At 57.9% G+C, this 19616-nt stretch carries 19 protein-coding genes and 1 pseudogene; 8 read left to right on the plus strand and 12 right to left on the minus strand.

The genetic code is table 11. From position 1 onward, the window contains the following. Positions 1 to 135 precede the first annotated feature (135 nt). Positions 136 to 774: a hydrolase gene (locus QU481_RS06575; protein WP_289829132.1), complete on the plus strand. Its 639-nt coding sequence runs from the start codon at positions 136 to 138 to the stop codon at positions 772 to 774. A gap of 569 nt (positions 775 to 1343) precedes the next feature. Here the strand turns inward: QU481_RS06575 and QU481_RS06580 are convergent. Continuing rightward, positions 1344 to 2519, minus strand: coding sequence for a nickel/cobalt efflux transporter (locus QU481_RS06580; RefSeq protein ID WP_289829133.1), 1176 nt, complete (start codon positions 2517 to 2519; stop codon positions 1344 to 1346). 107 nt (positions 2520 to 2626) lie between these two features. Here QU481_RS06580 and QU481_RS06585 point away from each other — a divergent pair, with 107 nt between their 5' ends. The 5 genes from QU481_RS06585 to QU481_RS06605 all read left to right on the plus strand — a co-directional run bounded on the left by QU481_RS06585 (position 2627) and on the right by QU481_RS06605 (position 6371). Next, positions 2627 to 2902 (plus strand): metal/formaldehyde-sensitive transcriptional repressor, encoded by a 276-nt coding sequence (locus QU481_RS06585; RefSeq protein WP_289829134.1) that lies wholly within the window; start codon positions 2627 to 2629, stop codon positions 2900 to 2902. 48 nt (positions 2903 to 2950) lie between these two features. Beyond that, the gene (locus QU481_RS06590) at positions 2951 to 4000 is read left to right on the plus strand and encodes a DMT family transporter (RefSeq protein ID WP_289829135.1); all 1050 of its coding nucleotides are present in this window, start codon (positions 2951 to 2953) and stop codon (positions 3998 to 4000) included. 271 nt (positions 4001 to 4271) lie between these two features. After that, positions 4272 to 4661, plus strand: a complete 390-nt coding sequence (locus tag QU481_RS06595; RefSeq protein ID WP_289829136.1) for a cytochrome b562 — start codon at positions 4272 to 4274, stop codon at positions 4659 to 4661. 41 nt (positions 4662 to 4702) lie between these two features. Beyond that, positions 4703 to 5245 (plus strand): cytochrome b, encoded by a 543-nt coding sequence (locus tag QU481_RS06600; protein WP_289829137.1) that lies wholly within the window; start codon positions 4703 to 4705, stop codon positions 5243 to 5245. A gap of 223 nt (positions 5246 to 5468) precedes the next feature. Beyond that, a complete protein-coding gene (locus QU481_RS06605; protein ID WP_289829138.1) occupies positions 5469 to 6371 on the plus strand; it encodes a cation diffusion facilitator family transporter in 903 nt (300 codons plus the stop codon). A 287-nt stretch (positions 6372 to 6658) separates the two neighbouring features. Here QU481_RS06605 and QU481_RS06615 read toward each other — a convergent pair whose 3' ends face one another. Continuing rightward, positions 6659 to 7771, minus strand: coding sequence for an acyltransferase family protein (locus QU481_RS06615; protein WP_289829139.1), 1113 nt, complete (start codon positions 7769 to 7771; stop codon positions 6659 to 6661). A 302-nt stretch (positions 7772 to 8073) separates the two neighbouring features. Here QU481_RS06615 and QU481_RS06620 point away from each other — a divergent pair, with 302 nt between their 5' ends. Next, positions 8074 to 8460 carry a hypothetical protein gene (locus QU481_RS06620; protein WP_289829140.1) on the plus strand — a complete coding sequence of 129 codons (387 nt, stop codon included), beginning with the start codon at positions 8074 to 8076 and terminating at the stop codon, positions 8458 to 8460. Positions 8461 to 8559: 99 nt separating this feature from the next. On the opposite strand, the pseudogene QU481_RS06625 reads toward QU481_RS06620, so the two are convergent. From QU481_RS06625 to QU481_RS06635, 3 genes and pseudogenes are all read right to left on the minus strand, one after another. Beyond that, positions 8560 to 8781, minus strand: a pseudogene (locus tag QU481_RS06625) (transposase); the annotation flags it as partial. Positions 8782 to 8787: 6 nt separating this feature from the next. Next, positions 8788 to 9273, minus strand: a complete 486-nt coding sequence (locus QU481_RS06630) for a diheme cytochrome c (protein WP_289829141.1) — start codon at positions 9271 to 9273, stop codon at positions 8788 to 8790. A gap of 12 nt (positions 9274 to 9285) precedes the next feature. Further along, positions 9286 to 9666 carry a DUF1924 domain-containing protein gene (locus tag QU481_RS06635; RefSeq protein WP_289829191.1) on the minus strand — a complete coding sequence of 127 codons (381 nt, stop codon included), beginning with the start codon at positions 9664 to 9666 and terminating at the stop codon, positions 9286 to 9288. Positions 9667 to 9863: 197 nt separating this feature from the next. Here QU481_RS06635 and QU481_RS06640 point away from each other — a divergent pair, with 197 nt between their 5' ends. Next, positions 9864 to 10445 carry a cytochrome b/b6 domain-containing protein gene (locus QU481_RS06640; RefSeq protein ID WP_289829142.1) on the plus strand — a complete coding sequence of 194 codons (582 nt, stop codon included), beginning with the start codon at positions 9864 to 9866 and terminating at the stop codon, positions 10443 to 10445. Positions 10446 to 10782: 337 nt separating this feature from the next. Here the strand turns inward: QU481_RS06640 and QU481_RS06645 are convergent, their stop codons facing one another. The 7 genes from QU481_RS06645 to QU481_RS06675 all read right to left on the minus strand — a co-directional run bounded on the left by QU481_RS06645 (position 10783) and on the right by QU481_RS06675 (position 19551). Beyond that, positions 10783 to 13068 carry a heavy metal translocating P-type ATPase gene (locus QU481_RS06645; protein WP_289829143.1) on the minus strand — a complete coding sequence of 762 codons (2286 nt, stop codon included), beginning with the start codon at positions 13066 to 13068 and terminating at the stop codon, positions 10783 to 10785. Positions 13069 to 13276: 208 nt separating this feature from the next. After that, positions 13277 to 13999: an aquaporin gene (locus QU481_RS06650; protein ID WP_289829144.1), complete on the minus strand. Its 723-nt coding sequence runs from the start codon at positions 13997 to 13999 to the stop codon at positions 13277 to 13279. Between the two features lie 63 nt (positions 14000 to 14062). Continuing rightward, entirely contained in the window at positions 14063 to 14560 is a 498-nt protein-coding gene (locus tag QU481_RS06655) for an arsenate reductase ArsC (RefSeq protein WP_289829145.1), read from the minus strand. 33 nt (positions 14561 to 14593) lie between these two features. After that, complete coding sequence (locus QU481_RS06660) at positions 14594 to 15076, minus strand: ArsI/CadI family heavy metal resistance metalloenzyme (RefSeq protein WP_289829146.1); 483 nt, start codon at positions 15074 to 15076, stop codon at positions 14594 to 14596. A 27-nt stretch (positions 15077 to 15103) separates the two neighbouring features. Then, positions 15104 to 15439 carry an ArsR/SmtB family transcription factor gene (locus tag QU481_RS06665; protein WP_289829147.1) on the minus strand — a complete coding sequence of 112 codons (336 nt, stop codon included), beginning with the start codon at positions 15437 to 15439 and terminating at the stop codon, positions 15104 to 15106. A 336-nt stretch (positions 15440 to 15775) separates the two neighbouring features. Next, on the minus strand, positions 15776 to 17245 hold the full coding sequence (locus QU481_RS06670; RefSeq protein WP_289829148.1) for an amino acid permease: 1470 nt from the start codon (positions 17243 to 17245) through the stop codon (positions 15776 to 15778). A gap of 248 nt (positions 17246 to 17493) precedes the next feature. After that, positions 17494 to 19551 carry a methyl-accepting chemotaxis protein gene (locus tag QU481_RS06675; protein WP_289829149.1) on the minus strand — a complete coding sequence of 686 codons (2058 nt, stop codon included), beginning with the start codon at positions 19549 to 19551 and terminating at the stop codon, positions 17494 to 17496. Between the last annotated feature and the right edge of the window lie 65 nt (positions 19552 to 19616).

Below are 19616 nucleotides of genomic sequence, written 5' to 3' on the forward strand. Positions count from 1 at the left end.
ATGACACACGGTGTTCTGTTTCACTGAACACCGTGTGCAGTGATCGGTACCTTCTGCTTCTTGAGTGGATTCCTACACTGTGGGCAGTGCTTCAACGCACTTACCCCAGTCAACTCAGGTTGGAGGAGAAACTCGATGGCTAGTGAAGTTATCCGTGATCCAAAAAGTGATCATCTACTCACCCCTCAGAATGCAGCTTTCATCATCATCGATTATCAGCCGGTGCAGGTGAACTCTATCGCCTCGATGGATCGGCAACTCTTGATCAACAACATCGTAGGCTCCTCCAAGGCCGCTGTCGTTTACGGGCTACCCATCATCCACTCCACAGTCAATGTGAAGACCGGCTTGAATAAGCCTCCAATTCCACAACTCCAAAAAGTGCTCGGTCATTTGCCCACCTACGATCGCACGTCGATCAACTCCTGGGAGGATGTGGAGTTCAAGCAAGCGGTCGAGTCGACGGGGCGAAAGAAACTGATCATGACCGCCCTGTGGACCGAGGCATGCCTGACCTTTCCGGCACTGGACGCCCTCAACGAGGGCTATGAGGTGTATGTCGTGACTGATGCGGTGGGAGGCACCTCCGTAACCGCCCACGAGGCCGCGCTGCGTCGCATTGAGCAGGCCGGTGGCAAGATGATCAGTGTGGCGCAGCTGTTCTGCGAGCTGCAGCGCGACTGGGCCCGCAGCGAGACCGTGCCGTCCTTCATCAACTTGTTTATCGAAACGGGCGGGACGGCAGGCATCCAGTTCTCTTACGACAGGACGTAGCAGCCACCAATCTTCCAAGGGGCGATTTGAATCGCCCCTCTAATCAGGGGAGTTCTCCCATCCACGTTTCAAATCAACACTAATAGCTCAAACTCTTAGAGCCTGTTCACGATCTCGCGAACGAAGGGGCAGCCAAGACGAAATGACACGAAAAAGCGGAATGTACATGGAGTACATGAGCGTGTTGAGCGTCATTTCAATGCAGGATCGCCCGAGTGCAGCAGATCGTGAACAGGTTCTAAGACCCGTTTTCTCACCGAGGTTGGCCGATATTCGACCACCCTCGCGGGAACGAGGGTGCCAATCCATATCGAAAAGGCACAGACCAAAGCCGATGGATTCGCTCACTGCCTTCCGGCGCTCCGGCCCGGTTTGAGACACCATGAAACAAAGCCGGCCCAAAGGCCGTAATGCCGTTCACTTAAGGAAAAAGCACCGCCCACCAAGGTGGAAAAACGGTGCTTTTTTGTTACTTCCAAGCGTTCTTCGAAGCTAAAATCCGGACTGAACGGCTTAAGTGAACTGCATTAGCCCAAAGGCCGGCTTTGTTGTCCGATGAGAATGCTGCTTCAAGCCGCAATATGAACCAGGCCTTGAATGCCCATGACCGCCCCTACCACCATCATCAGCACGCTGGACAGGTAAGGCATCTTGCGGGCGAGGTTGCCCAGATTACCGAAGCGCTGACTAACATGGCGCGTGCCCCACGCAGCGATGACACCAACACTGACCAGCGAGATCGCCAAACCGATACTGAACGAGGCCACCATGGCAGCGCCGAGCGTAAAACGCTTCAAGTGCAAGCAGATCATCAGGATGGTGACCGAGGCGGGACACGGCATCAGGCCACCGGTCAGGCCGAACATCGCGATCTGCGGAGTAGTTACCTTCCGTCCAGCAAAACGGCGCTGAATATCCTCGGCGTGGGCCCGCTCGTGGGCATCCTGATACTCGCCGCTCGACTCGAATGCGTGCGAATGATCATGACCATGATGATGGCCGTGATCATGGTCATGATCGTGATGATGGAGACCGTGACCATGATGTCCATGGCCATGGCCGTCTTCGCTGAAGGTCACCTCAAAGCGGTGAGCATGGTCGCCATGGCCAATGCTGAGCAGCACCTCGAACTCATGAGGTTCCGGAATGACCTCCCGCGACTCCAGATACTCCCCCCTGGCATCCAGGGTGAAAGCCTGCCGCGTGCCGTCCGCACGGATCGTTTCCAGCTCGATCGTGTCATGTGACTTGAACGGCGTGGGGTGCATGTGATGGTCGTAACCGTAGAGGCGGAAGCGCGGCGGGACACCTTCTTCAAAGACTTGCAGCTCGACCACGCCATGGCCGGTATTGATGATCCGGCCGCCATGCGGGGCATGGGTTTGTGCCCGCGCCGCCAGATCATCCCAGCGGGTGCGCATGAACATCCAGACGGCGACCCCGATCACGACCGCCCCGGACAGCAGCATGAAATAGGGCTCGGCCTGTTCAGCAATGAACTGATTGCCGAACTTCAAGGCAATGGCCGCCAAGGCCCAGACAATCAGCGAATGGGACAGTGCGGCACAAAGCCCGAGCAAGATGGCCTGGCCGATGGTGCCGCGAATGGCAATGATGAACGAAGCCATCATGGTCTTGGAGTGGCCAGGCTCGAGACCATGTAGCGCCCCGAGCAAGATGGCGGAGGGAATGAACAGCCACAGGTTGGTCGATCCCTGCTGGATCAAGTCGGCAATGGGCGGCATGAAGCACCTTCGATAGAATGAGTAAGAGCACTCGGGCAACGTTGCATTGCCACGATCAGATATACTATACCCCACTATACTAGCTAAGTGTCACTCAGGAAAAGCACATGGCGCATACCGTCAAAGGCAAGAGACAGCTACTTACTCGGATTCGCCGCATCAAGGGGCAGGCAGAGGGACTGGAAAGGGCCCTGGAAGCAGAGACCGACTGTGCGGCCATCCTGCAACAGATCGCCGCGATACGTGGCGCGGTCAATGGGCTGATGGCCGAGGTGTTGGAAGGCCACCTGCGCGAACATCTGGGGCCGGACGTCATCGACCCGAAACAGCGCAGTGACGATCTGGAGCAGATCGCAGGCATCCTGCGCTCCTACTTGAAATGAACCGCGACAGGCCACGGGATCACTTGTAGCACGCACCGGAAAAAGGCAATGAACTGGAAAGAAGGACTCCGCCACACCGGCGTTCCGGCGGCGTTGGGCGCGGCCCTCCTCTTCGGAGGGGGTACACCACTCGCCAAGCTGCTGCTCCACACGGTCAGCCCCTGGCTGTTGGCAGGCCTGCTCTATCTGGGCTCCGGGATCGGCCTCACGCTGTACCGCTTCCTGAGTCGGGCCGAAGGGGTTCGCCTTCTGCATCATGAAGCACCGTGGTTTGCCGGCGCCATCCTCTCCGGGGGAATCGTCGGCCCGGTCTTGCTGATGCTCGGCCTGACCAGCATGCCGGCTTCCGGTGCCTCGCTGCTGCTCAACGCCGAGGGGGTGTTTACCGCCTTACTTGCCTGGTTCGCGTTCAAGGAAAACTTCGATCGCCGCATCGCGGCGGGCATGCTGGCCATTGTCGCAGGCGCCATGGTCCTGAGTTGGCCTGGAGAGGCCCGCTTCGCCGGCTTGTGGCCTGCGCTGGCGGTGCTGGGGGCCTGCTTCGCCTGGGGCATCGACAACAATCTGACCCGAAAGGTATCGCTGACCGATGCGACCTGGATCGCGTCGGTCAAAGGGCTGGTAGCCGGTTCGGTCAATCTGCTCTTGGCCATCCTCTTGGGCGCCTCGCTGCCTCCGTTAGCCAACCTGGCAGGGGCGATGGTGGTGGGCTTCCTCGCCTATGGGGTCAGTCTGGCCTTGTTTGTGGTGGCCTTGCGCCACCTCGGGACCGCCCGGACCGGCGCCTACTTCTCCGTCGCGCCCTTCTTCGGGGCGATGCTGGCCCTGACGATGGGAGAGCCGATCACGCTGCCACTGCTAATCGCCGGTGGGTTGATGGCGATCGGCATCTGGCTACACCTGACCGAGCGCCACGAACACGAGCATACGCACGAAGCGATGGAGCACGAACACGAACACTTCCATGACGAACACCACCAGCATGAGCACGGCTACCCCGTCGAGCCGGGCACCAAACACAGCCACCGGCATCGACATGATGTGTTGACGCATACCCATGCCCATTTCCCGGATGCGCATCATCGCCACAAGCATTGATGGCGCGATGCCCGGAGCCATCAGCTGGCACTGACCAGCCCTCCCAGTATATTGGCGGCATTAAGAATGGGAGTAATTCAAATTCCCATCTGCAAGCAGCATACGCCTCCTTAACCTTGTAATTAAAAACCAACTAATACGAATAATTATTAATAAAATTCTTGTTTGGCATTGCATGAAAAGCAGCCAGTAATGACGAGGCTTGAGGCGTTAAGGTTGGATTAAGCTTGGGCATCTATCCTCAGCCAAACTCAACAAGTGGGAGGTATCCATGGTCGCTCTTCATCGTACTCGTAACCGCCAATTCAAAGCTCTCGCCGCCACGGCAGCCCTGGTACTGTTATCCTTGTCCCCAATGGCTGGGGCTGGCGAAATTAAAAATCTGATGAAAGACATGAAGGTTTCGGTGCGCGGTGCAATGGCCAGCAACTCAATGCCGGAGTTCTCCAAATATTTCGCCAGACTGCAGAATGACGTGCAACAGGCCAGCAAGCAACAATATCGCAGCGACCCCGCCACTTATCATGAAGGGATGCAGCAGCTGCAGAAAGAGCTCGTCGTCGTAGAGCAGGCCGTCAAAACCAACAATTTGCAGGCAGCCAAAGACGCCCTGCAAAAAACCAATCAAACCAAGAAACATTATCACGACTTACTGAACTGATTTCAAAAGAGGAACCCTGCTAAATCCAAAAGGATAACGAAATGAAAAACGCCAAGCGCTACCCCTTATCAGTATGCCTAATTCACTGGATAGTCGCCATTGTTATCGTTGGCAATTTGGTAATTGGCTGGATGCTGGATGACAACATGGACCTTATGGACCTGCATAAATCCATTGGCGTCCTCGTTTTGGCTTTAGCAGGCGTTCGCCTCATTAATATTTTCAGGAAAAAGAAAAAGCTGCCGCCTTCTGTCAACCCTAAAGGGTCGCTGCAGTACACGGCTGAAAAAACCGTTCATGGGCTGCTTTACCTCTGCATGCTTTCCATCCCGTTGCTTGGATGGTTAAAAACCAACGCTGCAGGTCATGCAGTTCATTTCTTTAGCCTCTACTCACTACCCGTCCTGATTGATAAAAACCGGGCGCTGTCACACTTACTGGGTGATCTGCACTCGGGTGCAGCGCTTATCCTGGCTGCTATCTTGGGCCTGCATGTATTAGGCGCCTTGGTTCATATGGTAGGTAAATCAGAGAATGTGTTACTTAGGATAATGCCTTTCAAAACCCGTAGCACTTTGTCCTAAATTTATTAAATAACCAGATCATGGCCAGCCCCCTGCTGGCCATGGTAATAACTATCGGCGCTGTTTTATAAATCCTGTGGAGCAGCTGCACCGCGGGATAAAGGGGAGTTCCAAGGGGAAAGGGATTATTCCACGCTAGCCATAGCCAAGGGGCGATAGTACGTTTAGTGTAAAGAGGGATTTTCTCTTATAAAATCAGCATGAGCGACAAGGTGTAAACAAGATGAACGCTGCTGAGATGTTCGATGAAAGCGATGACAATCTAGATCGGCAACAGGCCGCCCGCCGAAGTACTTGGGTAAGCGTGGTGGTCAACCTGCTTTTGACTCTGCTGCAGGTCGCCGCAGGCCTGATCTCCGGCTCTCAGGGCCTCGTGGCAGACGGCATCCATTCGCTGTCGGACCTGATGGCCGATTTCGTGGTGCTGCTGGCCAGCCACCACAGCAGGAAGGAGCCGGATGCTGACCACCATTATGGCCATCACCGTTATGAGAACGCCGCCTCTCTGGTGCTTGGCGTCTTATTGCTGGTGGTAGGTATAGGGATGCTTGGCAACGCCATCAGCAAGATCGAACAGCCTTCCTCACAACCGGTACAGTTAGCTGCCTTGTGGGTGGCACTAGGTGCACTGCTGGCCAAGGAGCTGCTCTTTCGCTACATGCTGGCCATCGCCAAGCGAGTACGCTCAAGCATGCTGATCGCCAACGCTTGGCATGCCCGCTCGGACGCAGCGTCTTCGCTGATCGTTGCGGTCGGCATTGTCGGCAACCTGTTGGGCTACCATCTGCTGGACCCAGTCGCCGCACTGGTAGTCGGCCTCATGGTGACGAAAATGGGATGGAGCTTTGCTTGGGATGCATTGCATGATCTGATGGATCGTTCCGCAGACGAAGAGAGCGTAGCCGCCATCCATACGGCTCTGATCGGCACGCCGGGTGTGATGGGCGTACATGACCTGAAGACGCGCAAGGTTGGCGACTTGATCCTTGTGGATGTGCATCTCGAAGTGGATGCCGATAGGTCCGTTGAGCAGGGGCATGACATCGCATTGGAAGCACGCCGCCGCGCGATGGAGGACCGCACCGTGCTGAACGTGATGACCCATGTCGACCCATACAGAGCTTAGAGCCTGTTCACGATCTCCTGAGCAGCAGAACCAAAAAGGTCAGATGGACGAACTGCAAGCTGGTATTGAGTTTGCGCTCGCAGTTCTTTCACAGACTTCTGAGCACCTCGCCCCCCCCGTTTTCAGCAAAAAATGCTTCGTAAATGATTGATTTTTTATTCCGAGTTTGTGAAGAATAGGATTTTTCTAGGAACCACATATTCTAACGCGGATAAAACTGCATATTAGAAACAAAAAATGCCCCACGTTGTGGGGCATTTCTCATTACGAATTTATGCGCGGATCAATCACACGCTGTTTGTAATAGGGTTGAGAGTTTTTTCAGCACTAGGACGAGCTTTGCAAAGCAATTTTGACCGCAACCAAACCGACAGCTTTTGTTCGACGTATTTGTGGGTAAGCATTGAAACCAGCACTGAGATGGCAATTGCCACAATTAATAAAGTCCACCCAGAAAGCTCGCTCTCTAGGCCAGCTCGGCTAATAATCTTTGAAATGAAATTATGAACCTTCTCGTGCATGAGGTAGAGTGAATATGAAATAGTACCAAGATAAATAAGGAATTTCGGCCAACGAATAGATACTTGCTGTTCAAACATAACAAGCGTCAGGACTAATGCCGCATTGATAAGGCCCCATCCGGTGAGATCATGCCCGCTGTGACGGCCAGAAAAATAGTTACCCACAAAATAAGGAAGAAGTACACACAGAATAGCGCCCCAAAACCAAGCCTCTAGCTTGGGCTGAGCACGGTGAATCAACCCAATCACAACCCCAGTTGCAAACTGCAGCAGAATCGGATTAGTGATCATTTTTAAGTACACATTACCGAATGGATAGCCAGCTGCCGTGCTCAAGCCATTCCAACCAAAAAATAGTGAAGGTGCTAACGAGAGCATAGCAATGCTTGACAACAGCACATACCATTTCCAGCGGCCACAAAGCATGATGCATAGCGATGTCAGCAAATAGAAAAATATTTCATAATTCAAAGTCCAGCCTACAATTATTCTTGCATATCCATAAGATGGGCCTACAGCCGATCCATCGAGCGGAATAAACAGCATCGAGCGCCCTGTTTCATACAGCGTATCAAGAGAGGAGCCGGCAGCACCCAAAGTAACCAAGTAGTAAAGGGGTATTACTCGGCAGACACGCTTAATAATAAATTCGACACCACTGGTTAGACCTTCAGCCTGGTCGTCCGTTATATACACAACGATAAAACCGCTGATCGTAAAAAACAAGGTGACACCGATAGAACCATAAATAAACAGATAATCTGCCACAGTTTGGTTAGCCGATCCTGGAATTGTTCGAAAATGGAACAATACAACAAGGATTGCTGCCAATCCTCTTAGGGCCTGAATGGATTGAATGGTTTGTTTTTCTTGGTTCATTTTTATTCCGTACGCTCTTTATTGAATATACCTATTGAAAATAGTTTTGATAACTATTTGGCATTATACAGGAAACGGACGGCATGGCATTCACTCTTGATCCGGCCGTCTAAAGTTTGAATTTTGCGATCAGCTACGGTCTACACGATATGGATCTACACGCCCACAGCGCAATTATTGAAAGCTTTCTTGGTGCAGGAAGGTGGATTCTGCTTTCATAAACAAAACCTTTGTGCAACCACGAACGGGTTGACGTGGTTGCCCGCTCTCTCATTCGTCAACCCAGCAAAGGACAGCGAACCATGAATGTCAGAAAGGCTTGTATGTTGGCCGTGTTGGCCAGTGCAGCCGGGCTGTATGCCGGTTCAACCCTAGCGGACGACACGTCCCCCAAGACCAAGAAGCAGGAGCAAGTCTATGGCCGAGAGTTGATGACGCCGAAGGAGCGCACCGAGTATCACAACCGCATGCATTCGGCCAAGACTGAAAAGGAGCGCGAAAAAATCCGCAAGGAACACCACGAAGAGATGCAGAAGCGGGCAAAGGAGCGTGGAGTCAAGTTGCCCGACATGCCGCCGGGCAAGGGCATGGGCCCAGGCGGCGGCATGGGGCCTGGTGGTGGGATGGGGCCAGGAGGGGGCATGGGTCCCGGCGGGGGCAAGGGCTATGGAGGCGGCAAAGGCGAGTAACCTCTAACTACCACAACACTCGTGCCCGGCAGAGTGGCGAACGTGCTCTGCCGCGCACGTGACCTTTCAAAAAATGCCCCCTCGCTAACTGTTAAGCCGTCTCCAACCTGATTTTTTGAGCGGCTGGCTCACGCCCTGGCTGTCGACCCCGCTCCATTTGGCAAAGTACGAATGCGCCGAACGCCGCCAGGGAAAGTCACTGGGCGACGCCCGCCCCTGCCAGCCTGTATGCAACAGATACAGCACTGCGCAACATACGTCATACAAATTCACCATCCAGGGCTTGGTCTTCCTACTGCCCTTCTTCAGCAAGGGCGGGATCCACGGCTAGCGTGGAATGCTCACATCTTCCTCAGCAAACACCCCTTTATCTGCGGCATGATGGCAAGCCATACAGTTTGCAGCACTTCCGACACCTTGGCGGCGGAACACGCTGCTCGGTACTTCACTGTGGGCACGACGGAACCATGCAGTCTCGGTGATTCGCGGTGTCGGCGTTGGTTTCGCGGTAGCCGGTAGTGGCCGTACGTCGTGGTCGGCCGAGTTATAAACCAAGAATTGGCGGATCTCGGCCTCCGTCACCTTGTCCAAGCTGGCGTTGTTGCCAAAATGGTTAGACAAGCCATTCATGATGGCCTGCCAACTCCGGCCCGGCAACAGGCCGGGCGGGTAGGCCATATGACAGCTGCCACATTCACTTTTCCATGCCTTGCTGATCTTGGCTGGCATCGGTACCCGCAGACCCTCACCCTCCTCTGCATAGAGAATCGAGCTGACCAGCATCATGCCGACAAACACGGTCGCACGTTTCATCGCTTTCCCCTACTAGCGAATGGAACTCAAAAAGGTCAGGTAGTCGCCTTTTTCCTGCGGCGTGCACTGGCGTGACAGTACATCATCGCAATTGCGCCGGAACCATTTCTCAGTCTTTTGCGGGTCGGTGAAACGCTTGGGATTGACTGCCGTGGCCATCGGCCCAATCGGACGGAAGGCCGGCGTTTGGCCCGGTTGGCGCGGATCTTGCGAATGACAGCTTGCGCAGCTCACCATCTTGCCGTTTTTCATCACCTTGCGGTAGTAGAGCTCTCTTCCGCGCTCGGCGGAAAAATCCTTGAACGAGGGGTCTGCCGCTTGTGCGGCACTGCGGTAGCCGGCAATCTGTTCAGCCGGTCCAGCCTGAGCGGCGGTGGCCAACAAGAGTAGCATGGTCAAGCAAGTGGCTTTCATCCCTGGCTCCTGAGCGGTGAAGGGCTCGGTTGTCACCCAAGCTAGTGTTTGCAGCTTAGCGGAAGATCAGGGCCAAAGCGGCACCTCTTGTCTGGCTTCTTAATTTTGGGTTAAGGGAACTGCTCTACCTTATCAAAAAGCCATTGGCTTTCATGGTCTTGTGTGGAGCCTGGAAAATGAACCCATTCAATCGTTTTAGAAGCTGGCATTGGCTATTCGTCGGGGTGCTGCTGACCGCCTATCTGACCGGGAGTGATGGTGGTTTGTTACATATCTGGCTTGGCTATGTCCTCATCCCTCTGTTTGTAATTCGCTTCGTCATCAGTCTATTTCGCTTACGAGGCTTCCCTCGATTGTTGCCTACGCTACAGCAATGGCGTGAAGCAAGCTCGTCGTTGCTTGGAAAACTAATATCGATCGGGCTACTTCTCTGCTGCCTACTGACATGTGTGTCCGGCTTGGCGATGGTGGACAATGGCAAGATACTGGGCCTTTCCAACACTCAGACCACTCCCATTGTGCAGCAAATGAATTGGGGTGAAGAGAACGCGGAAAACTGGGGGGCTATGGGCATCTTCAGTGCGGATGAGGCAGGCGGCTTTCACGCGGGAGCGGCCAACGCGACCCTACTGCTGGCCGGACTGCATGTGCTCTGGGTGTTTATTTACCGGCGTACAATGATATTGAATATGACCTTTGGCTCCCTTGGCCAGCATAAGCGTACCCGCCCCCTGGCCGATGAGCGTAAGGCGAACTGATTTGCGTGTTTTTACAGGACGACCCGACAAAAGTAGCTGAACCACCCCCGGCTTTCTCGGCCACCTGTTGATCCAGGAACCGAAGATGGTCGACGAATCTGGCGACTGGCTCCCGCATCATCCCCGGTAGACCAGTGTCGCTATCTTCCAGCACCATCGGCAGGCGCTGACGCAGCGACGCCAACCCCATAGGGATAACGATCCCGAGCTCAGCTGACGAACCATGCAGCTGATTGGCTAAGCCGCTAACAAAACCCAATTAGCGCGGGGAGCCGGGATCGCTTCGCGGAATTCTAGCTTTGCAGAAACTTCGTTTCATTAGCGACTCTTATCCTGATCAAGCCAGATTTTGGTAAATCTCCTCTTCCTGCGCGAAATGTAAGCGCAAAATAGCATCCAGGCTGTATAGCAACCGCTGTAGCTCTCCTAATGCTTGGCCTTTCGGACCATCGGGTGGCATCGTCTTCACCATGCGCTGCAGTCGGCGCCCCAGATCAAAAATCTCCCTGTGCGTCCTGCTCATGGCTGCCATGGGGTCGTCGCCGCCAAGGAGTTGGGCGAGTAAGGGGTAAACATCGCTGTCGTCTGATCGCTCATGAGGCAGCAACCTTTCTTGCAGTAGCACATTCAGTCGCTCCACGGCCTCCTTGGCCTCATAGGGCGACAAGGTGGCGAGCCGGTCAGCAAGGGACGTCAGATGGTCAAGCACCACCGCGAGTGACTCGTGGTCACTACGCAGGCTCTGTAGCTGGGAGACAGACAAAGCGTGCCGATTGACACGCAGTGGCTTGATTCGCAATGCCCGCAGCGCGTTCAGGATCACAGCCACGTCGATCGCTTCCTGCAGGACTGCCCCGTACAACGGCGGCAAATAGCCGAACGCGGCAAACAGCATCGCGATCAACGACAACCCCATCCCAACGGCGACGCTCTCCACAGCAATCAGGTGTGTATGGCGCGCCGTTTGAAGTGCTTCAGCAAGTCGATCGAGGCGGTCCACCAATAGCACGACGTCTGCCGCTTCAGACGATGCGGCCGCTCCACGCGCCCCCATGGCAACCCCCACGTCGGCGGTGGCTAAGGCAGGCGCATCGTTCACGCCGTCGCCCACCATCATGGTGACGCCCAGCGAGCGTCCGGCCACGATCGCCGCCTGTTTCCCCGCAGGTGTCTGTTCCGCGAATACGTCATCCACTCCCACTGCAGCACCGATGGCGTCAGCCACTTCCCGGTGATCGCCAGTGAGCATCGCGATACGCTGAATGCCAGCCCGGCGCAACAAGCGCAGCGCTCGCGGCGTCTCCAACCGAATCTGATCCGCCAGATGAAGGGCCCCGACGACAACCCCGTCGAGCGCAACGAACACGGCGGCCCCCCCCTCTTGGGCGACGGTTTCCAGAAAGCTCGCCGCCCATTCTCCGCCTGTCGCAATGGCCGACACAAACTCATAGGAACCAACCGCCACGTGTCTGCCATCGAGCATCCCCACAACCCCGGAACCGCCCTGCTCCTGAACTGTCGTTGGTACCGTCAAGGTGAGCCCTCGCTCACGAGCGGCCGCCACGACTGAAGCGGCAATGACGTGCCCTGACATCTGGTCAAGCGAGGCAGCCAAGCGCAGTACTTCCCGGGAGTCAGGATAGGCGTCGGTTTTGATTGAAGTCAGCCGAGCATGACCACCGGTCAGCGTACCGGTCTTGTCGAAAAACAGCACCTTGGCCTGAGCGAGCTGTTCAAGAGCGCCGCCATCCTTGATCAGCACGCCCCGCTTGGCGCAACTCGACATACCCGACACGATGGCCACGGGCACAGCAAGAATAAGAGGACAAGGCGTGGCGACGACCAGCACGGCCAGTGCGCGCAGCGGGTCGCCGGAAGCGAGCCAGGCCAATACTGCCAGCCCCAATGAAAGGGGCACAAACCAGAGCGCATACCGGTCCGCCAGTCGTGACGCTGGCGCCTTCGAACTTTGCGCAGCGGAGACCAGCCGGACAATGGCGGCAAAGGTGCTATCGGTCGCGTTAGCGGTGGCACGCATCTCAAAGGGCGTTCCGGCGTTCAGTGCGCCACTGCGCAGCAGGTCACCCTCGCGTCGCTCAACCGGCGTCGACTCCCCTGTCAAGCTCGATTCGTCCAGAATAGCCTGACTCGATGTCAGCCGCCCATCCACCGGTACCGTGTCACCGCTACGAACGAGCAAACGGTCATCCGGAACGACCGCTTCCAATAGAACCTGGCGCACTGTGCCGTTCTCAATGCGATTGGCACTTCGAGGCGCTCGGGCTAGCAAGGCTGACATCTCGCGCCCCGCGCGTTGCTGCGCGAAACTCTCCAGGGCCCGCCCGCTCGTGAGCATCACCGCTATTACGGCACCTGTCAGATATTCATCCAAGACAACAGCACCCGCGATGGCGAGCAGGGCCAGCAGATCGACCCCAGCCTCCCGACGCATGAGCGCGCGTATCGTGTCCCGCATCAATAAGGCCAATGCGGGCAAGGAACCGGCCAGCCAGACCCAATGAGCCAGGTGGGGATAACCGAGCCATGCAAGACAGAGGCCGAGCACGAGCGCGGTTCCCGAGACAATCAGGAGAAGGAGGTCGGTGGTCCAAACCGATTTCATGGCGCGGCAACCCTGCTTGGTTTCCGAACGAACAATTCTGCTATATAGCTTTCGCGTGCTCGTTGCGCTGAATCAGTACAAACCTGCAAAACAGACGTTCTGCACGTTGGCTGACCTTGATAGGCAGAGGGTCGTGCACCTTCGCTTGTGCCGGCTTGAACAAGAACACGCCGACCACCACTGCTCTCCCACTGCCCACCTGAACAGATCAGTCCTGCAAAGGTCTGGCGGTTCTGTCCTCGCCGGCATTAGCCATTAGGTCCAACGCCAACGGGGCCCGGTAGCGCAGCAGCCAGCCGAACAGCACCGTCGCAGCGCCGGCCCCGACCAGTTGCGCGGCGATGAAGCTCGGCACGTCGCTCGGTCTGATGCCAGCGAAGGTGTCAGTGGCGGCGCGAGCCAATGTCACCGCAGGGTTGGCGAATGAGGTCGAAGCGGTGAACCAGTAGGCGCTGACGATGTAGGATGCCACCGCATAAGGCACGGCTTCAGGGCGGCTGCGGGAACAGCCGAAGATCACGGCCAAGAGGCCGAAAGTGGCGATGAACTCGCTCCACCACTGCGATGGGCCGGTTCGGATGTGATGAGAGGCAAAGAACAGCGGCTCGCCGAACATGCCGTGAGCCGCCGCTACACCGCAGAAAGCGCCGAGGACCTGCACCAGCATATAAAGGCCCGCCTCGTAGCCGGACAGCTCCCGCCGCAATAACGCTGCCAGCGATACCGCCGGGTTGAAGTGGGCACCGGACACACCACCGAAGGTCAGGATCAGCGCGATCAATCCCCCGCCGGTAGCGATGGCATTGGCCAGCAGTGCCAGGCCGATGTTACCGCCGCACAAGCGCTCGGCCATGATGCCGGAGCCGACCACCGTGGCCAGCAGCAAAGCGGTGCCAAGCCATTCTGCGCACAAACGTCGACGTAAATCCATTGTCTCGTCCTTTCGGGAAATACAAAGCCCGCCCCTATGGAGCGGGCCGGTCGGGCTCGTGCTTCAGTCCACCTTGGTGTCGCCAATGTCCTGAATCGCCGTCTTGAGGCTAAGCTGCTCCAGCTTGTCGTCTGGGAGGCTGACCAGCAGCTCGATGCGATGTTTGATCTGCATGAAAATCTTGCGGAACGACGCACGTTTCTCCTCGTCCGTATCGCCGTGCGGGTCCTCGTAGCCCCAATGCGCGGTCAGTGGATGGCCCGGCCAAATCGGGCAGACTTCGCCCTTGGCGTTGTCGCATACCGTGATGATGATATCCATGTGCGGTGCCTCGGGCCCCTCGAATACCTCCCAGGACTTGGACTGCAGTGAGCTGGTGTCATAGCCGATGTCCTCCAGCAGTTCGATCGCGAATGGGCTGACCCGACCGCTCGGGTGGCTGCCGGCGCTGAACGCCTGGAAGCGACCTTTGCCCAGCACGTTCAGCCAACCTTCGGACATCACGCTACGCGCCGAGTTGGCGGTGCAAAGAAACAGGACGTTGAAAACTTTGTGGCTCATGAAACGTTCTCGGAGGTGGGTGATAGGTACCGCTCAGCAGCATCCGCTACCGGGTGTGCAGGTGTTCTTGGGCGTAATCTTGACCGTGGCAACCGGTGGGGCACAGCAGGCACTGTCGGCGACCGTGGCGGTGGACTCGCTGCCGTTGAAAGTCGGGATCGACGCCAGAGTGTGATAGCTTTCCCAGGCAATCCCCGAGGGGTCGGTGGTCCAGTGTTTGTTGGACTCGGCGTAGCAGCAGGCCGTGCCGGTTTGGGTGAGCAGGCTGATACCGGCGGCCTGTAGTTGGCCCTGCAACTGAGTCAACTCCTCGTCGCTGTCGACCTGGAACCCCAGATGATCGAGCCCAGGCTCAACCCCACGGCTGGAAATCGCGAAATTGATGCGCGGGTCGTCCAGCATCCACTTGGCGTAATCGTCCTTCTGGACGGTTGGCTGGGCATTGAACAGTGCCGAGTAGAAACGGATGCTCTCGTCGAGATTGGCGACAGCGATATGGACGTGGAAGCGTTTCATGGTCGAACTCCAGAAGTGGGGAAAGTGTTACCGGCAGGTGCCGTCACATGAGATGCTGCTGGAGGCCGGCTCGCACGGCTCGCCACGGCAACAGTTCTCAGTCAGGAAGCCCAGCAAGGCGTTCATCTCGGCATAGTTGGCCGCGTAGTAGATAAAGCGCCCCTCCTGACGCGACAGAACCAGCCCTGCATGAGACAGTTCTTTCAGGTGGAAGGACAGCGTGGCACCGACGACACCGAGGGCCTCACTGATCTGGCCCACCGACATGCCAGTGGGCCCTTGTTGGACCAGCAAACGGTAGATAGCTAGGCGAGTGTCCTGCGCCAGAGCAGCAAGAAGTGTCACAGCAGTTTTCGATTCCATGTTTTTATATTTATAGAAATAATAAACCTAGTCAAGATACTTCGATAGTCATCGAAATATTGCAGGAGTCTCAACGCTATTTCTGGCACGGTGAGCTCTAACGTGAAGAGCATCGTTACCGCAGATCCCCGACGGACAGTGGCGGAGCTTTTGTTTATTTTCTCCGCACGTTGGTTCTGAAACGGCTTTGGAACAGGTGCCTTGCAATGCAAAACCGCCCAGTGGTTTCCTCCACTGGGCGGTAAGGGGCTGAGCGAGATCGATCCCCTTGCTCAGCCAGGGCTCATGCCTTCACTACGCATAGTGGTGCGTTAGTCGGCATGATGATCGGAACGTTTACACGCGCCCTTCGGCCAGATCCACCTCGGCCAGCGACACCACACGGGTACGGTGGAACCACTTGTAGCCCAGCCAGAACGCCAGGAACAGCGGGATGCCGAAGTAGGTGGCGACAACGCCCTTCCAGTCGATGTGCGAGCTGGTGAAGGCAGCATAGTTCTGCCCCAGCATCACCACCATGCAGATGCCGAAGGCCAGCAGCGGGCCGAGCGGGAACCAGCGCGCACGGTACGGCAACTCGTGTAGCTGACCGCCCTGATGCAGGTAGGCGCGGCGGAAGCGGTAGTGACAGACGGCGATACCCAGCCAGACGATGAAGCCGCTCATGCCCGAGGCGTTCAACAGCCACAGGTAGACGCTGTTGTTGTTGGACAGCGAGGTCAGGAAGCACAGCGAGGCGATCAGCGAGGTGGCGACCAGCGCACGGCGCGGCACGCCGTTGGCCGACAGCTTGCCGAGCCAGCGCGGCGCCATGCCGCTGACCGCCATGTTGTGCAACATACGGGTCGAAGCGTAGAGGCCCGAGTTGCCTGCAGACAGGATGGCGGTGAGGATCACCGTGTTCATCAGGCCGGCCGCCATGGCGAAGCCGGCGCGCTTGAACACCAGCGTGAACGGGCTGGCGCCGATGTCTTCCATGCCGTTCTTCAACAGCGACGGGTCGTTGTACGGCAGGATCAGGCCGATGACCAGGATGGCCAGCACGTAGAACATCAGGATGCGCCAGAACACCTGCTTGACTGCGCGCGGGATGGTGGTCGCCGGATCGGCGGATTCGCCGGCGGCCACGCCGATCAGTTCGGTGCCCATGAAGGAGAAGCCCACCACCATGGCGGCGGCAATGAAGGCTGGCAGACCGCCGACAAACGGTGCGTCGCCGGTCTCGAACACGCGCAGACCCGGTTCCAGCGCGGCGGGATGGTCGCCGTGCATGATGCCGAAGATCATCAACGTGCCGGTGACGATAAAGGCGATGATGGTGATCACCTTGAGCAGCGAGAACCAGTATTCCGACTCGCCGAAGCCCTTCACCGAGATGTAGTTGAACAGGAATACGATGGCGAGGAAGATGCCGCTCCACACCACGCCGGGCACGCCGGGGAACCAGTAGCCCATCACAATGGACGCCGCGGCCAGTTCGACCGCCACGGTCACTGCCCAGCTGAACCAGTAGTTCCAGCCCAGCGCGAAGCCGAAGGCCGGGTCGACAAAACGCGTGCCGTAGACCTGGAAGGCGCCGGAGATCGGCAGGTAGGCGGCCATCTCGCCCAGGCTGGTCATCAGGAAATACACCATGATGCCGATGACGCCGTAGGCCAGTAGGGCCGTGCCGGGGCCGGCGGTGGCCACCGTCGCGCCGGAGGCCAGGAACAGGCCGGTGCCGATCGACCCGCCGATGGCGATCATCGACAGGTGACGGGCCTTCAGCTCCCGTCTCAGCCCCGTTTCGCTGTGCTGGTTATTCATTGTTTTCTCCATAGTATTTCCTCTATCACCACCCGCGGTGCGGGGGTGCAACACCTTGGCGATATCTGTGGAGAAAGTCGATACGAAAAAGCGACAGGGAATGTTGCGTCGCCCGTCGCGGCTAATTTTTATTCATATGGCAACGTCAATGGCATTGAATTGTCGAAGGCGCTCGCCCCGTGCGAACTCCGGAGGAAGGGTTCCCTGGTGTTGGCCGAGGCGTCCTCCCCCGTCGCCGGCGTAGTCCGCTAGAGCCGGAACCCGGCAACAATCGCGGCGAGGCTGGTCGCGCGTTGCTCCAGCTGGTGGACGGCATTGTCGACGACATGGGCGATGGCTTCGTTCTCCTGCGCCATAGCGTCAATCCGCTCCACATGCCGGGCAATCTGCGCGCTGGCGGAAGACTGCTCGCGCATCTCGCCGGAGATATCGATGATGTTCGCCACCAAGGTGTTGCTCTCTTCATGCGCGCTGCGCATCGCGGTGGACGCCTCCTGCGACAAGGACAGGCAGGCGTCGATCTGCGCCGACGTGCTCGCCATCTTCGCGCCCGCCAGCTTCATGTCACTGCGGATCGCGTCGACGATTTGGGCAATATCCTGCGTGGCCTCGCCGCTACGGTGCGCCAGCTTGCGGACCTCGTCGGCCACGACCGCGAAGCCGCGCCCCTGCTCGCCGGCGCGCGCCGCCTCGATCGCCGCGTTCAGCGCCAGGAGGTTGGTCTGCTCGGCGACGTCCTTGATCACCTGCACGATGCGGGTCACGTCGTCCGAACGCCGGTCGAGGGTGGACAGGGTGCTGCCCAGTTCGCCGACGGTCGCGGTGATGCTGTGGATCTCCTCAGCCGCCGCATGGATCCGGTGCAGGCTGTGCTCCGACTGCCGCCCGGCCATGCCGGCTTTTTCGGCGGCCTCCGCTGCGGTGCACGCGGACTGTTGCACGCTGGCCGACACCTGCTCGACCGCGGCCGACGTCGATCGCGTCGTTTCAGCCTGCCGTAGCGCGTTCTGCGCCACTTGTGCCGCCGAATGGGTCAGTTGCGCGGTCGCGCCGCGGACCGCGATGCTCTCTTCCTGCACTCTCAGCATCAGCGAGCGCAGGTGTTCGGTGAAGTCGTTGAAGGCCGCCGCGGTCTTGCCGACCTCGTCGCCCGCGTTGACCGCGATGCGCCGGGTCAGGTCGCCCGAACCGGTGGCGAGGTTTGCCATGGCCTGCTGCAGCTCTCGCAGCGGTCGGGTGAGGAGGGTCAACACGGCGGCCAGCACCGCCACGATCACCGCCACCGACAGGAGCGCAAGCAGCGAGATCCGGACCTTCAGGCTTTGCGCATCGGCCATCACCGCCTCGAGCGGCACCGACACCCCGACCGCCCAGTACTGCCCCGTCTTGTCGATCTCGATCGGCTGATAGAAGTGGACGAAGCCATCCGCCTCGTAGCGGTAGAGCTTGCCCGCCTTCAGCGCCTCGAACAGCCGGGACGGGATATGGTCGGCCACTGTCTTGCCGAGCCACTCCTTATGCGGCCCGGCCACATAGTGCGCATCCTGCGAAACCAAGGTCACATAGCCCGTGCCGTAGGGCTTGAACCTGGCCAGCTCCTTCTGCAGCGCTTCCATCCAGATGTCCAGCGCCGCCACACCGATGAAGCGACCATTGTCGTGGATCGGGCTGACCAGGGAGGTCATCAATACGTTCCGGCCCTGGACGGTGAAATTGTAGGGGCCGATGACGGTATCGCGGTTGCGGCGGCGAGGTACCACGTAATAGTCGCCATCTCCTTCTTTCTCATAGATGGGCACGTAGGCGTCGGGATGCCGGCGAAACTGCGCCATGTCGGCATCGACCGCGGCGGTATCCTGCCTGACGGCCCCGCCCGCGCTACGGGTGAAGTAAGGTAGGTAGCGACCAGTGGCGTCATGCTTGGGCGCTTGCTTGTACCGCTCGTCCCGACCGTCGAGTCCGTTCGGCTCCCACAAGGTCCAGAGGCCGGACGCAAAGGTGGCGCCCTCCAGCAGTTCCTTGTGCACCCGGTCCAACGTGTCGCGATCCGGCACCTTGCCGTGCCTGAGGCCCTGCATCGCGTCCCCCAACGATCTGGCGACCGCAAAGCCTTTATTGAAGCTCTCACCCACCTGCACGGCTAGGCGCTGCGCCTGAGCCTCGGCCAACGCGAAGCCCTGCTGCTCGGCCTGAGCGGTCGTCTCCCGGATGATCAGGGCGGTCATGACCCCAAAGCCGACGAGCACAGCAATCGCGGTGGTGGCGAGCACTTTCGCGCCCAGAGAGAGATTCCTGATTCTTATCATTATGTATGTGAACTCCGTAGCCCGGATGGCAGGAACACGAGAAGCGATCTGGCCGTCCGATCGTC

Source organism: Crenobacter oryzisoli (assembly GCF_030385785.1).
Taxonomy (GTDB): Bacteria; Pseudomonadota; Gammaproteobacteria; order Burkholderiales; family Chromobacteriaceae; genus Crenobacter_A; species Crenobacter_A oryzisoli.